Raw genomic sequence first — 14,602 nt, forward strand, 5'->3', positions numbered from 1 at the left:
GTCGGGGAGCAAAGATCTTGGTTATTGATGCAATAACGCCTATCCCGATTTCTATTAAAATTGTCTTTATTTCCATAGTTTTCGTGTAAAACGAAAGTAATGGGCTATTTTTGCATACAAATTGAGAATAGACTACGTATGCAGCAGCGAACTCCAGATATCTTTATTGCCGAGTCGATGAGTATCGACGATGTGTTTGATATTTCACTTGCACATCCTAGCTTACCCATTGCTTTTTCACCTAGTAAAATGGGCGGATGCTTGGTAGGTCTTTGTTTGGAAGGGAGTGCAGATATAGAGATAGACATGCTCTCGTATCGCATTGCTCCTAACGATATTATTGTTGTGTTTCCGGGACAGATATTGTCATGTAACGAAAAATCTGACGACTTTTCGTTGGCCTACTTCTCGTTCTCGAACCTGCTTGTTGACGAAATACTATACCGATTTCCTACCGCATTTATTGGTTTTTTGAGGGAGAATGTAACGTATACCCTTCCAGAAAGCGAGAAAGAGGCGATGCTTGCGGAATATTTCGTCATAATGCACCGTAAGTTTTTTGATACTACCAATGTTTGTCGCAGCGAAATTATATTCAATCTGCTGCACAACTTTTATCTCGACTTATATAGTAAGGTGATTGTAGGTAAGCCAATTCATTCTAGGTTACGAAAAAGGAAGAAAGAGCTGCAGGAAGAATTCTTTCGCCTAATTAAAGTGCACAATACCATCAGGGAGGTTGCTTTTTATGCCGATAAGCTATGTATAACTCCCAAATACCTATCTATTGTCATAAAAGAAAGTACCGGAAAATCGGCAAAGGAGCTTATAGACAAGCTTGCAATAACGGAGCTAAAGCTTCGATTAAAAACAAAATCAACTCCCCTAAAGGAGATTGCAGCACAGCTAGGCTATCCTTGCGAAGCCTTTTTGTGTAAGTATTTCAAGAAACATACGGGCATAACTCCCTCTTACTTCCGTAACGCTAGCCGATAGCGTTTATGCCGAAAATTGGATTATTACATCTTGTTATTAAATTACGCTCTTTATTTATAGCATCAAACAAATGAAGGTAGGAGTAAATAGTGCTGGAATAGTTGGCCTTATGCTATTCCTTTTTGGCTGCGGACAGCTGGCAAAAACATCAACGGTAAAGCAGAATAGCGATTCTGCTAGCCAAAATCAGATAGGGGCAATGCTCGACTCCTTTAATGTGGCAGCAGCAAAGGCCGATTATGATCGTTACTTCAGCTTTTTTGCCGACGACGCGATATTTATTGGTACAGATGCCACCGAGCATTGGGATAAGCAACGCTACATGCTTTGGGCTAAACCTTACTTTGATAAAAAGAGAACTTGGAGCTTCACTTCCATTCAACGTCATATATATATGGGTAAAGCTGGCGATATTGCTTGGTTTGACGAGCTGCTAAATACCCAAATGAAGATATGTCGAGGTTCTGGTGTTGTTGTACGACAAGGTGGTATATGGAAAGTACAGCAGTATGTGTTGTCGATGACAGTTCCCAACAGCCAAACAAAAAAAGTAGTTGAGCAGAAGGCGGTTGAAGAGGATGCAATAATAAAAGAACTAATCAGTAGGTAAGTTACGGCAAGACTTTACCCTAACGAAAATATGTTAGCTTGGATTTTAGCGCCTTATCAGACCATAGTCTGATAAGGTGTTTTTGTTTTGAAGAAGAAGTGATGGCAAAGAATAATAATTGACCTGCCTTTTTCTTGGATTATCTAAAAATTTCACTATATTTAAGAGTCTGTTTTTTTAATTGTAGAAAAAGGAGAAGTTGAAGTATTGTTTGGAGTAGGCATTGTTTTATAGCGATTGTTGAACGTAACGAAGTTGGTTTAAGAATATTGAGGAAATCGTATACAATTAGAAGGTACTTTTAAACTAAATATTATGCAACAATTCGACTTCGCAGCATGGTCCCTATATACAGGACCATCCTATCTTGAACCTGTAATTAACGATCCAAACTGCCCTTGGGTGGTTGGACAATGGAATGGAATTGACAACAATTCGTCGGCAAGCGAAATCCGTAAGGATATTGATGCCCGTATTACCCTTGTTTTGGAAACATTTCAAAAGGTTTTACCAAGCTTTAAAACCTACAACCGTCACTTTGTTATTCCTGAATTTTTCTTTCATAGCCAGGCCGGTCCATATCCTAACGTAAAGGTTGATGGAGTAAGCTATCCTTTCGATTACATTGTACTAACCTTGAGAGATAAGCTAAAGGCTTGTATTCCTAACGATAATAACTACTACGAAGTGGTTATTGGCTCTGTACTTACAAGTAACATCGATAACTACGAGGAATTTCTCAATTCCGACGAGGTGGTTGAGCGTCAGAATCAGCTAAATGCAATTTTGCCACCTCATCTTTTTAAAGCGACTAACGGTGACCCCAAAGCACGTTGGAGTCGTCATTTTGTTAAGCAGGAGCACATTCCATCCAACAAGCTAATGGCAAATGGTAGCGCTCTTGATGATTTAAACAATTTCATGCTCGTATCACGAGGGAATCCCCTTTGCACGGTACGTAACAGAGGTGCGTTCTTCAGGTTGAATAAAACAATGATGCCTGATATCGAAGTTTTTGTTTATGAAAAGCAGTACGAGTCTACGGTCGATTTAACGATGGGCGTTTTTAATTCGGACGGAAGCATAAGCCACAACGGTATGATTACCGAATGGATTGGCAATTACCCTTCGTATAGCATCTTGAATGGCGATAAGCAAACAACGCCGCTCTCTACCAACGCGAGGTTTAATCCTTCGTATGTAGGATTTGCCGATTATGGTATTGAGATTTGCTTAGACCATCGTTTGCAGCGGTTAAGAAGAACTGTGGATATGTCGAAAGAGAATGGTGCCGCTGCCGATAACTATCCGCTATTTAAGCAAATAATTCCTTCTGGCGGTATGCAAATTTTGGATTATAGCGTAGCTGCAAATCGCAACTCCATTATATTTAATGCTGATGGCTGCGATAAGGTTTACTACGTTTATACCGATCCAAATAGTGCGATATTAAATGGTGAAGCAGGTAAGTTTAAGGGCATAACCTGTGGGGTTTACAACCAGTCGGTACAATCGCAATGGTTAGCTCGCGATGGTCATTTTTACTATTCGCATAGCCAGCTGGCATTTACGGTAAACGATTCGGTGGTAGAGGGTTTTAATAATGCAAAGGGATTAAACAACCTGAAGGCATTAACCTTTTATGGAACAGCTGATAATCCGGTTAATGCGCTTACAGATAGCTATACGCCTGTAATATTACAGCTTCGTCAGGATAGCTTGCTGTTTGCTGGTTCTACAGGAGATTTACATTACTACGATCCAAACTAGCTAATTACTATTTTATAGGATAGTCGGTTGTGCCGCTGGTGCAACCGACTTTTTTTATGGAATTGTGCTTTTAACTTTTTATATTCATCGAATTATTCAGTTCAGGAGTGGACGCGGAGCCGATGATCGGTGGCTTATAGTCCGATTAAGGAAGAAATAGAGGCATGTTTCGCAACCTGAAGAATGTATTGTATACATGTACATTGCATAAATGGGCATATAGGGAAAACTATAATGGCAAGTTGTTGAGGGGTGAAAGGATGATTTTTTTAAGATTGATGGATAAAATAGTACTACAAAAGATAAAAAACAGATTTGCTTGCTGGGTCAAGCGTCCGATATTTTGGATTATCGCACTATTCGTTGTTGCATTTTTGCTGCTGCCTCCTGCAAGGGTAAATTCGCCATGTTCTACCGTGGTTGAGGATGCCGCAGGGAATCTGCTAGGGGCAGTAATTGCTACCGATGGTCAGTGGCGTTTTCCAGAGGCAGACTCTATTCCGTATAAGTACGAGCAATGCCTGCTCGAGTTTGAAGATAGCTATTACTACTATCACCCTGGTGTAAATCCGATTTCGATGTTGCGGGCAGTTAAACAAAATGTGTCGGCTGGGAAAGTAAAAAGTGGGGGAAGTACCATTACAATGCAGCTGGTGCGGATTAGCCGTAATGCGAAAGATAGAGGGTATTGGGATAAGCTGTACGAAATGCTGCTTGCTTTACGGACTGAGCTTAGGTATTCTAAACGAAGCATCATTGTAAAATATGCGTCGAATGCCCCTTTTGGAGGTAATGTGGTGGGAATTGAGGCTGCCTCGTGGCGATTTTTTGGAGTTTCGCCAGATAAGCTCAGCTGGGCACAATCGGCAACACTTGCTGTGCTGCCCAATGCGCCAGGGCTAATTCATCCAGGAAGAAATAGGGGATTACTCTTGGAAAAACGAAATAGGTTGCTTAAAAGACTTTACGATAATGGAACTCTAAATGAAGAAAGCTACCGTTTATCGCTGTTAGAGCCATTACCGCTGCAGCCACAGGCCATTCCAATGGTGGCTCCTCATTTATTAACGCGTGCTATTGCTGATGGTTACTTAGGACAACGGGTAAAAACAACGCTCGATTTACCTTTACAGCGGCAGGTAGCATCTGTTGTGAATAGCCACTATGAGGTTCTTCGATTTAATGAAATAAATAATGCTGCAGCGATAGTTGTAGATATTCGAACAGGAGAGGTAAAAGCTTATGTTGGAAATACCAATACGCAAGGCGATGGTTTAGGCGGAAAGGTGGATATAATTACATCTCCAAGAAGCTATGGCAGCTTGCTAAAGCCATTTCTTTATGCTGGATTATTAAGTGAAGGAAACCTTCTTCCTCAGCAGCTTGTAGACGATATTCCAATATCAATAGGGGGATATGTTCCCCAGAACTTTTCTCGCGACTTTGAAGGAATGATTCCTGCTGATAAGGCGCTATCTCGCTCGTTAAATATCCCTTTTGTAATCTTACTCCGAAAATATGGAATGGAAAAGTTTAATGCGCTAGTTAAGCGGATGGGAATGTCAACAATATCAAAAATGCCCGATCATTACGGCTTGTCAATTATATTGGGTGGCGCAGAGGGAAAACTTTGGGATTTGGTAGGTATGTATTCGGCAATGGGAGCTACTTTATCTGCTCCAGAGAAGGATAAGCTAGATTTACACTATGCTGTTGATGACGCGGATCGGGCACGGACACTTTTCCCGACCAAAGTTTTTACGCCATCGTCATGCTGGTTTACAATGGAAGCGTTATCCGATGTTACGCGACCAACGGAAGATGGCGAGTGGAGAATGTTTACATCTCGTAGTAAGGTGGCTTGGAAAACTGGGACCAGCTTTGGTTTTCGTGATGCTTGGGCTGTTGGAGTAACACCTCGATATGCTGTTGGCGTTTGGGTCGGAAATGCAGGTGGTGATGGGCGTGCGGGGTTGATGGGCGTTAGCGTTGCTGCTCCAATAATGTTTGACATTTTTGCGCAGCTTCCTGCATCAGGATGGTTTCGAAAGCCAACGGCAGATATGCAGGTTGTAGAGGTTTGTCCTGAAAGTGGGATGAAGAGAGGTAAGGCTTGTCCTTCTGCTGTGCTGCGCCATATTCCTCGAGGTATTAATAAAACAATGCCTTGCGGTTTTCACCGGATGCTACACTTGGATCCGAGTGGGAAGTTTCAGGTTACAGATAAGTGTGTTAGCGTGTCGGAAATGACAATACGACCATGGTTTGTGCTACCTCCTGCACAGGAGCAGTTTTACCGAATTTCCCACCTTGGCTATAAGCCAATGCCACCTTTTATGGAGGGGTGCGAGCCTGAACTAACAGATGGATCGAGCATGTCGTTAATTTACCCTTTTGCTTCGTCTAAAATGTATCTTCCTCGGAAAAATGGGGGAGAAAGAAGCTTGCTGGTACTAAAAGCAGCCCATCGCAATCCTTCCGCAACAATCTACTGGTATCTCGATGAGACCCTCGTCGGGCAAACAATTACGAACCACACTGTAGCCATAAACGCCGAACCTGGTCGCCATTTGCTGACGCTTACTGATGGTCGTGGAGAATCTTTAAAGCGTTATATCGAGATTTTAGGGGAGGAGCAGAGGTAGCTATCTGTTTCTTTTCCACGTTTTAGAAAATGCAACTTCGTTGCGTTTTACGCTGCGCTTATTGTTTTTCTCGGCATCAAAAAAGAATACGAGATTAAACTGCTGTTCAGGCTTCTTATATTCTTTGCAAAACTGTTTCGCAAAGTCGTTTGGCGAATAGAATCTTTTTCCTTGCAGCTCGCCCATTTCAAACTTTACACCAAGTTTATTTGGCGATGCGCAATAAGAAAGATAGATAAGTTCGCTACAAACGAGCTCGTTATCGTTGCTAAAATCGAACAGGTAGTCGTAAGGCGTGTCTAGATATTCGAAAGCAGATAGCAATGATTTGAAGATATCCTCGCATTGAAGGTTGGTTCTAAGCGCAGCAAGATAGTCTACTTTGGCAATATGTTCGATTGGGTTTAGCACTACGCCATCTGCAATGGCTTCGATGATGATGTTGGAGCTATTCAAAAGCCTTGCATACACCTCGGGATAGTTGTCGCAAATATATTCCGAGGGTTTTTGCCCATCAAGCATTGGAATGCCCATAAAGGTGCTATCTATTTTTGTAAGGCTACCTACATAAATTCCCGAGTGAGTCCAAAAGCCAGGAATTCCCACATTTGCAAGCTGCATATCATTTCTTTTTATGATAATATCGCCAGGCAAAAGCTGCTGCTTTATTTTATTCAACTCTTCGTTGCTAATGTATTTTTGGTCGCGGAAACTAAAGTCAATGTCGGCAGCAATAACACAGATGCCTTTTTGAATCCTCCATCGAAAATTACGTTTGAAAAATTGGGTAATATCGTCAAAGGTACTGGTCGTATCCTTGATTTTAATAAAGCGAATGTTGCGGATTTGATTGTGATGTTTTACAAGGTATCTAGAAGTTGCGGTATTCACCTCAATCAGCTTTTGTTTTTTATTCCAGCTAAACGATACGATGCTGCTATCTTGTAGCCCATACTCTTGGTTTAGCCATTCTACCTTTCTGTTATGGAGCAGAAACGCATACTTGTTTTTGGTGCCAACCAGAATTCGTTTTGAGCGTATTACAACAACATCGCTAAATTCGGTTTCTTTTGGGAGATTAAGGAGCTCAGAAACATTCAAAATTTCTCCTTTGAGGGATATTCTAAAAAGGATGTTGCTGTTGTTGCCTCCGATGATCCAAGTTGGGTTATTCTCGGATTCAATGATTTTTGAAATGTGGGTACCTAGATGTTTGGCGTAGTAAGGCGAATCACGTTTTGTTGTATCTTGAGGTGTCGCTGCTAGAAGTTGTAAAGCGTTTGTTATAGTAAGGATAGCTAGTGCTAGTTTTTTCATTATCCGTTGTCGTTTTTTGAAAGTCGGAGCTCAAAGATATTCTTTATTGTTAAAGGATAAAAAGATCGAAATAGTATTTGTTGATATCTTGCTACTGCCAGTATAAACAGAAAGCAGCGTAGCAAATGTTTGCTACGCTGCTGGCTACTAAGTAGCTTAAACTGCATCTGTAACTACGTAAATTGTTTACTTGTGAACCAAACTATAGCATGGTGAAAAACTCATCTTTAGAAAGGCGTATCTTTTTTGCTTTTGATAAGTAATCGGTATTTTCATCTCGGTATCCTAATGCCAAAATAGAAACGCTTCTGAGATTTTTCTCTGCTAAACCTAGTATTTTGTCTAGCTCCGCAGGGTTGAATCCCTCCATTGGTGTAGAGTCGACCTTCTCGGCTGCAGCCGCAACTAAGCCTGTTCCTAAGGCAATGTAGGTTTGGCGTGCTGCCCATTCCGAAACAACTTGTGGTGTATGTGTCGCCAAAAAGCCATCTATCATGCCTTTGAAAGGAGCCAGCTGTTCTGGCGTCATATTTCTTTCTTGTGCTATTCTTCCCAAATATTCATCAACATGGTTGCCATTTACTTCTTTGAATGAGGCAAAAACAATGATGTGGGAACCTTCAACAATTTGTGGCTGCTGACATGCTTTTTCGTAGATTTCGGCTCGTAATGCTGGGTTTTCTATAACAAATACGCGGTAGGGCTGTATTCCTAACGAAGAAGCAGAAAGTCTGATCGATTCAAGTATGATGTTAATTTTTTCGTCAGAGACCTTTTCTCCGTTCATTCTTTTGGTGGCATAGCGCCAGTTTAGGTCGTTTAATAGTTCCATTTTTTATTGTGCGTGTAAATTTGACAATTGAAAATTGCTTTTTCTTGTGATATCTCAAAAGCGTGTTCCTAACAATGCTATTGTAGCATATGTTTAGCATTATATTTCACTATTTTGATTTTTTAGGAACTTCTGGCCTCTCTTTAAATAAAACAGCACGGATAATTCCGTGCTGTTTATGTTGAATTGTATGGCTGCTACAGTTTAAAAGTTAATCCAACTCGCGTTCCTGAAAAGTTATTGCCTCCTCCTAGCTGTAAATTGATTCCAATATTACTATTAAAAAAGTATCGGCCTCCAATTTGAGCACCTAAATCTACATCGGAGTATCCATTCCCGAATGCGGCTCCTACATTTAAGCCAGCATAAAAATCCCAATTGCTAGGTATGTTTAATACTTGGTTAAAATGGTAGTTGAACGTTCCGGCTACACCCCAGTTTTCAAATTTGTAGTCAAAGCGATGGGTAACATCGAAACCTAAAGAGAGGTTATGTCCAATCCCAAAGTCCATCCCCGCGTTAATAGGTATTCCATGGTTCGAAAAACCTACTCCCACGTTTAAGAACCTTGCTCCTGATGGAATTGGATTCTGTGCTTGAACTCCCAATGAGAGCGTAATTAGTGCAATGATGGTAAAATACTTTCTCATAGTTTTGCAAGTTTATATAGTAGCGCATATGCTACTATATATCAAACAATTTTGGTGGTTTGAGGTTCAAATCGGATCCAAATGAAAAAGGGATAAAAAAATCCATCTTACTTTAGAAATAAGATGGAGCCGCTAATTTTAGGAGTTAAATTTATGCACACTACAATTCGTAGGGGTAGCTAATTTTGATATTGATTTTAGCGTATTCCGTAATATAGTAGCGCATTAAGTCTTTCATTTCAGAAAATGAAAGGTTGGCGTCGTATGCTTCCTTTTCAACTTCCCAGATAAAAATCTTTTCTTGATCGTTGAGAGGGCACATCTTTTCTCCATTAAAATACATACAGTCAGCATAGTTTACACTCATGGTAGAAAAAAATTGATAGTATTAAACATGATAAATGAGCGGTATAATTACCGTTCAGCAACCGTCCCAACTACTATAAATATACACATTTAACGAGCATGTTGTAAAATTGCGCTATTGATTAACTTTGTTAACACGGTGTGTTGTTGGGCTTTTGAATTGCGGTGCTATTTGGATGGAAAAGATGTTTGGTTTTCGAAATAGTTGAAGATTTAAAATAAATAGAGTTCGGGTTTGTTTTTAAGGATCTGAAAATGAAAAAATGTCATTTTGTAGGTTCTTATATTGGTGTTTTTAGGTCAATATGTCTTGTTGTTTAGATTTTTAGTGCCTTTTTGTCTTTTAGGTTGGAGTGGTACATCTTTTGGAAAATACTTAAAAACGGTTTAATGTTTAACTAATAATGGAGGATTAAATCATGACACTTACACGTTTTTCAAACCAGCTTCCAACCTTGTTTGAGCGATTATTTGAAAATGATATGTTGGATTGGTCAAACAGAAATTACTCTACAACCAACACCACGCTACCCTCTGTAAATATTAAAGAGAACGAAGAGGGATTTGAGGTCGAAATGGCTATCCCAGGAATGGATAAGGGGGATTTCAAGATAGAGCTCAACCATGATGTGCTAACAATTTCTTCTGAAAAAAAGGTGGAAAATGAGGTTAAGGAAGGGGAGCATTTTACAAGAAGGGAATTTAGTTATCAAGCATTCAGCCGATCTTTCACTTTACCTAATACGGTAGATAATGAAAGGATTAATGCTAAGTATGAGAATGGAATTTTAAGTGTAGCTATTCCTAAACGCGAAGAAGCAAGGCCAAAACCTGTACGACAAATTGCCATTTCGTAGGTTAAAGTAGTAGAAAAGCCGACTTTTATAGCCGGCTTTTCTTATTTAGAGCCTAAGGCTCTGCGTATTTAATGTAAAAATTCAGATTACTTCGATTTTATAGTGGATGCTCCTGATGCTGATATATTTCTTTTCTTAGGATTCCCGTAGAAGTAAATGTCAGATGCGCCAGATGCATCAGCATTAATATCCTCACTCACATTAACAGTAGCATCAGAACCTCCAGAAGCATCTATTTTGCAAATTTTACTAGCAAGATCTTTTGCTTTAACGTCGCTTCCACCACTGAGGTCGTAATTTGCATAGGTTGCAGAACCAAATAGATCGGCATCGCTTCCGCCTGATAGGGAGCAATCTAATTTCTCTGTTTCGATCTTAAGCTTTAGATCAGAACCTCCGCTTGCATCTAACGATAGAGCGTTGGCTTTGAGGGTTGCTCCATTATTCATGTAAACATCGCTTCCGCCAGAAGCCTCTATTCCTCTTATTTGCTTGTAAGATAGGTAGACCTTAATGTCAGAACTGTTTATTCTCATAAATGCAGGCTTTAACTTAATTACAAGCCTTTCGCCTTTAAGAGAAACTTCGACATCGTTAAGCGTCTTTTTCTCGGTTATAAGAGTTGCTTCATTTTTGGCTGATGGTTCCAAGTAAAGGTCTATGCCCGAGGATACCGATACGGTGCTGAAGTTACCTAGAACGAATACTCGTTTTGCCTTACTTTCGTCTGAAACGCTTTTTGCAAAAGCAGTAGTGGTTATTGCAGCACTAAGTGCAATGGCCATCACAGAAATCTTTAGTAATTTCATGTTGAGTTTTTGTAGTTTAGTTTTGAATAAGACGTTTCTATTTTTAAAAAGTTACAGTTTGTTGTAATAAATATTGGTGTACGACAAAAGGTGAGGTTAATACCTTGCTTGTAACGAAAACGGAGGTTGAAAATAACTTTCAACCTCCGTTATATAGTAGCATATTGCTGTTTTACTTCTTCCCTTGATGCTTTAGTACTTTTGCTTCAATGTAGAAGATGATCTCTTCTGCAATGTTGCTGCAGTGATCTCCAATGCGTTCGATCTTACGTACAATGGATATCATGTCGAGTGCTTGGGATATCTTGTCTGGGTTTTGTTTGATGAAGCCTTCGATAAGGCCGTTAGCCTGGCGGTTTACATCGTCCAGCAGGTCGTCTTTAGAGAGGGTGGAGGCGGCGAGCTTAGAGTTTTCCTTTTCGAAGGCAACTTTTACGTCGGAAAGCATCTCCACGGCATCATTAAAAATTTCATCAAACCGAATTAGTTTGGCAAGTTCTGGATCGAAACCGTTTGGTTGGTCTAACGAAATTTTAGCGAGACCTTCTGCAAAGTCTCCAATTCGTTCGAGGTTAGAATTTATCTTTAAGGTGGAAAGCACTAGGCGAAGGTCTATTGCAACAGGGTTGAATAGCGCAATGACATTTTCACAGTCGCGATCTATTTTGAGTTCGTAGGCATTTACCCTTTTTTCTCGAGCAATTACTTCACGGGCAAGATCGGTATTCCCCGTCATGCAGGCTTCCTTGGCTTTTTCTAGTTGGAATAGCACGGTATGAAGCATGTTCCCCATTTCTGCTTTTAGCTGCTGCAGCTCTATATCTAGATGTGTCATAATCTTTCAGTTTTTACAACGATACTAAGTTAGCTAATCAAAAATACACTGCAAAAGCAATGTTTTTCAGCTATTAACCAAAACGTCCGGTGATGTAGTTTTGGGTTTGCGTATGATCGGGATTAGTAAACACTTTTTTTGTTTCCCCAAACTCGATCAATTCTCCCATGTAGAAGAAGGCGGTATGGTCGCTTACACGTCCAGCCTGCTGCATGTTGTGCGTTACTATTACTATGGTATAGTTGGCTTTGAGTTCGTATATCAACTCTTCTATTTTAGCCGTCGAAATGGGGTCTAGCGCTGATGCTGGCTCGTCCATTAGTAGAACGGATGGTGAAATGGCTAAAGCTCGTGCTATACAGAGACGTTGCTGCTGTCCTCCCGAAAGTTCGAAGGCTGATTTCTTCATCTTATCCTTAACTTCATCCCAAAGGGCCGCCTGAATTAGTGACTCCTTAACCTTGTCCTCTATGAAACTGCGGTTTTTCTCTCCGTTTACACGTAGACCGTAAGCCACATTTTCAAAAATCGATTTTGGGAATGGGTTTGGTTTTTGGAATACCATCCCCACTTGCTTGCGCAATTCGTCTATGTTGATGCTTTTTCGGTAGATGTCTTCGCCATCAACGGCAATACGTCCGGTAATTTTTACTCCCTCTATTAGATCGTTCATCCTGTTGATGGAACGAAGAAAGGTAGATTTTCCGCAACCCGAAGGGCCAATTAGTGCGGTAACCGTGTTTGGTTTCATGTTCATGCTGATCCCTTTTAGGGCATGAAAGTCTCCGTAATATAGATTTACATCTTTTGCTTCTATCTTATACATCTTAGTTCATTTTTACTTTTTTACTGAAGAACTTGCGTAGCGCGTTGGCCATAAGGTTTACAATTAGCACCATTACTACCAGTACAAGAGCAGTCCCGTAGGCCATGTTACGTGATGCTTCAAGGTTCGTTCCGCTGGTTGAGAGTACGTATAGGTGGTATGGAAGAGCCATTACTGGATCGAGAATGCTCGATGGTAGCTTTGGCAAGAAGTAGGCTGCAGCCGTAAAAAGAATGGGTGCAGTTTCTCCTGATACTCGACCAATTGATAGCACCAACCCTGTTACGATGTTGGGGTATGCCATTGGAAGAATAACTCTTCTGATAGTTTCTAACTTTGACGCACCTAGCGCATAGCTACCATGTCGGAATGAGTCGTCAATCGATTTGAGAGCTTCTTCTGTGGTTCTAATAACGATCGGGAGAACCATCAGACCAAGGGTTAACGATCCAGCAATAATGGAGGTTCCAAATCCAAAATAGTTAACAAAAAGAGCCATTCCAAACATTCCGAATACGATGGACGGGATTCCCGCAAGGTTGTTAGTCATCATGCGTACAAACCGCACAAATATCCCGTTTTTAGCATACTCGTTGATATATATTCCCGAAAGGATTCCGATTGGAAAGGCAAACAGCATGCTACCTCCCACAAGGCAAAGCGTTCCAATGATGGCTGGTAAAACACCTCCTTTGGTCATGCCATCTTCTGGCATCTTGGTAAGAAAATCCCAGCTTATAACCCCGATACCCTTTATTAGTATAAAGGATAAAATTGTTACAAGTATGGCAACAACGAGCACGCTGAAGAGCCTAAATATCCAAAAAGCAATGCTTTGGTTGGTGCGCTTTGATTGGTATATGTTTCTTTTTTTGTTCATGTTGGCTGTGTTATCGCTTAGATAGCTTCTTTTTGCTAGATATAAAGTCGACTACTATATTAATTATAAGCGTCATGATAAACAGGATGGCTCCAAGTGCGAATAGTGCTTCGAAGTGAATTCCTCCCTGAGGCGCTTCCCCCATTTCTGCCGCTATGGTTGCAGGTATGGTTCTTACAGGTTCTAGCAATGATGGTGGTAGTATAGCCGCATTTCCTGTAACCATAAGTACTGCCATGGTTTCTCCGATGGCTCGTCCAATTCCAAGAATAGCTGCAGCAGCAATACCTGAGCTGGAATAGGGCAGAACTACCTTGTATATGGTTTGCCAATGTGTTGCTCCCAAGGCGAGGCTAGCCTCTTTCATAGCACGAGGTGTTGTACGAATGGCATCTTCAGAAATGGTTATAATCGTAGGAAGTGCCATGATTGCTAGAATGATGGATCCTGCAAGGGCTGTTTCTCCAACCGGAAGGTTGAAAATTTGTTGGATAACAGGGACAACAACAATCAGCCCAAAGAATCCATAAACAACAGACGGAATGCCTGCTAATAGTTCAATAACAGGCTTTAGCCAGTTTCGTACTTTTGGATTGGCAATTTCAGCCATATATATGGCAACCGATAGTCCTAATGGTAAAGATATTAGGATGGCCCAAAGGCTTACCCAAAGTGTTCCTGTTATTAGCGGTAGCGCCCCAAACTGAGCAGATGGTTGAGAGGTTGGGTACCACTCTTTCCCAAAGAAAAATTCCAAAAGGGTTAGCTTGTGCTGAGGTAAGATTGCTCCCTTAAAGCCTTTCTCAAGGTACATTTCAGGTACATAGGCTATAATATTGGGAAGGCTATCGACTACGTTGTTAAGTAACCTTGGTAGGTTTTCAAACTCGGCACCAACTTGATCTTCGGTGTAGTAGTTTAGAATATCTTCGACATGAAAGACCAGAATTTCCTGGTTTTTTCCGTTAACATCTTTCCAGTTAGTAATTTTATGGTCAAAAATTTCTTTAATTTCATAGGACGAAAGATCTCTTACAGGGTTGCTCTTATTGACTGCTAGCACAAATCCCTTCTCCATGCCGCTATTTTTAAACAGCCCAGAGCCTTCTTTGAAGAGAAAAACCACAATAAGCAGCACCGTAATGGTGGTAATGGTGCCACTCATAAAGAGAATTCCCTCTACAAATTTTTCTATAAATCTTTTAAAGT

At 40.7% G+C, this 14,602-nt stretch carries 14 protein-coding genes; 5 read left to right on the forward strand and 9 right to left on the reverse strand.

Going from position 1 to position 14,602, the window contains the following annotated elements:
• Positions 1–99 precede the first annotated feature (99 nt).
• From L990_RS07755 to pbpC, 4 genes are all read left to right on the forward strand, one after another.
• Complete coding sequence (locus L990_RS07755) at positions 100–996, forward strand: helix-turn-helix domain-containing protein (RefSeq protein ID WP_081981645.1); 897 nt, start codon at positions 100–102, stop codon at positions 994–996.
• A 70-nt stretch (positions 997–1,066) separates the two neighbouring features.
• Positions 1,067–1,606, forward strand: a complete 540-nt coding sequence (locus L990_RS07760) for a nuclear transport factor 2 family protein (RefSeq protein WP_047447317.1) — start codon at positions 1,067–1,069, stop codon at positions 1,604–1,606.
• Positions 1,607–1,921: 315 nt separating this feature from the next.
• The gene (locus L990_RS07765) at positions 1,922–3,376 is read left to right on the forward strand and encodes a hypothetical protein (RefSeq protein WP_047447320.1); all 1,455 of its coding nucleotides are present in this window, start codon (positions 1,922–1,924) and stop codon (positions 3,374–3,376) included.
• Positions 3,377–3,654: 278 nt separating this feature from the next.
• Entirely contained in the window at positions 3,655–6,021 is a 2,367-nt protein-coding gene (gene pbpC / locus L990_RS07770; RefSeq protein ID WP_052180835.1) for a penicillin-binding protein 1C, read from the forward strand.
• On the opposite strand, the gene L990_RS07775 is transcribed toward pbpC, so the two are convergent.
• The 4 genes from L990_RS07775 to L990_RS07790 form a co-directional block, all read right to left on the reverse strand.
• Positions 6,022–7,338 carry a YiiX/YebB-like N1pC/P60 family cysteine hydrolase gene (locus tag L990_RS07775; protein WP_047447324.1) on the reverse strand — a complete coding sequence of 439 codons (1,317 nt, stop codon included), beginning with the start codon at positions 7,336–7,338 and terminating at the stop codon, positions 6,022–6,024. It lies immediately after the preceding gene.
• Positions 7,339–7,540: 202 nt separating this feature from the next.
• Entirely contained in the window at positions 7,541–8,170 is a 630-nt protein-coding gene (locus tag L990_RS07780; protein ID WP_047447328.1) for an NAD(P)H-dependent oxidoreductase, read from the reverse strand.
• A 197-nt stretch (positions 8,171–8,367) separates the two neighbouring features.
• Positions 8,368–8,820 carry a hypothetical protein gene (locus L990_RS07785; protein ID WP_052180836.1) on the reverse strand — a complete coding sequence of 151 codons (453 nt, stop codon included), beginning with the start codon at positions 8,818–8,820 and terminating at the stop codon, positions 8,368–8,370.
• A 160-nt stretch (positions 8,821–8,980) separates the two neighbouring features.
• Positions 8,981–9,187, reverse strand: a complete 207-nt coding sequence (locus tag L990_RS07790; RefSeq protein ID WP_156121433.1) for a hypothetical protein — start codon at positions 9,185–9,187, stop codon at positions 8,981–8,983.
• A 418-nt stretch (positions 9,188–9,605) separates the two neighbouring features.
• On the opposite strand from L990_RS07790, the gene L990_RS07795 reads away from it, so the two are divergent.
• Positions 9,606–10,043, forward strand: a complete 438-nt coding sequence (locus tag L990_RS07795; RefSeq protein ID WP_047447335.1) for an Hsp20/alpha crystallin family protein — start codon at positions 9,606–9,608, stop codon at positions 10,041–10,043.
• Positions 10,044–10,129: 86 nt separating this feature from the next.
• Here L990_RS07795 and L990_RS07800 read toward each other — a convergent pair whose 3' ends face one another.
• From L990_RS07800 to pstC, 5 genes are all read right to left on the reverse strand, one after another.
• Positions 10,130–10,852 (reverse strand): head GIN domain-containing protein, encoded by a 723-nt coding sequence (locus L990_RS07800; protein WP_047447338.1) that lies wholly within the window; start codon positions 10,850–10,852, stop codon positions 10,130–10,132.
• Between the two features lie 172 nt (positions 10,853–11,024).
• Positions 11,025–11,687 carry a phosphate signaling complex protein PhoU gene (phoU, locus tag L990_RS07805; RefSeq protein WP_047447340.1) on the reverse strand — a complete coding sequence of 221 codons (663 nt, stop codon included), beginning with the start codon at positions 11,685–11,687 and terminating at the stop codon, positions 11,025–11,027.
• A 73-nt stretch (positions 11,688–11,760) separates the two neighbouring features.
• Entirely contained in the window at positions 11,761–12,513 is a 753-nt protein-coding gene (pstB, locus tag L990_RS07810) for a phosphate ABC transporter ATP-binding protein PstB (protein ID WP_047447342.1), read from the reverse strand.
• A gap of 1 nt (position 12,514) precedes the next feature.
• Positions 12,515–13,393: a phosphate ABC transporter permease PstA gene (gene pstA / locus L990_RS07815; RefSeq protein ID WP_047447346.1), complete on the reverse strand. Its 879-nt coding sequence runs from the start codon at positions 13,391–13,393 to the stop codon at positions 12,515–12,517.
• 10 nt (positions 13,394–13,403) lie between these two features.
• The coding region (gene pstC / locus L990_RS07820; protein WP_047447373.1) for a phosphate ABC transporter permease subunit PstC at positions 13,404–14,602 on the reverse strand (1,199 nt) is incomplete at its 5' end.

Source organism: Alistipes sp. ZOR0009, from assembly GCF_000798815.1.
Classification (GTDB): Bacteria; Bacteroidota; Bacteroidia; order Bacteroidales; family ZOR0009; genus Acetobacteroides.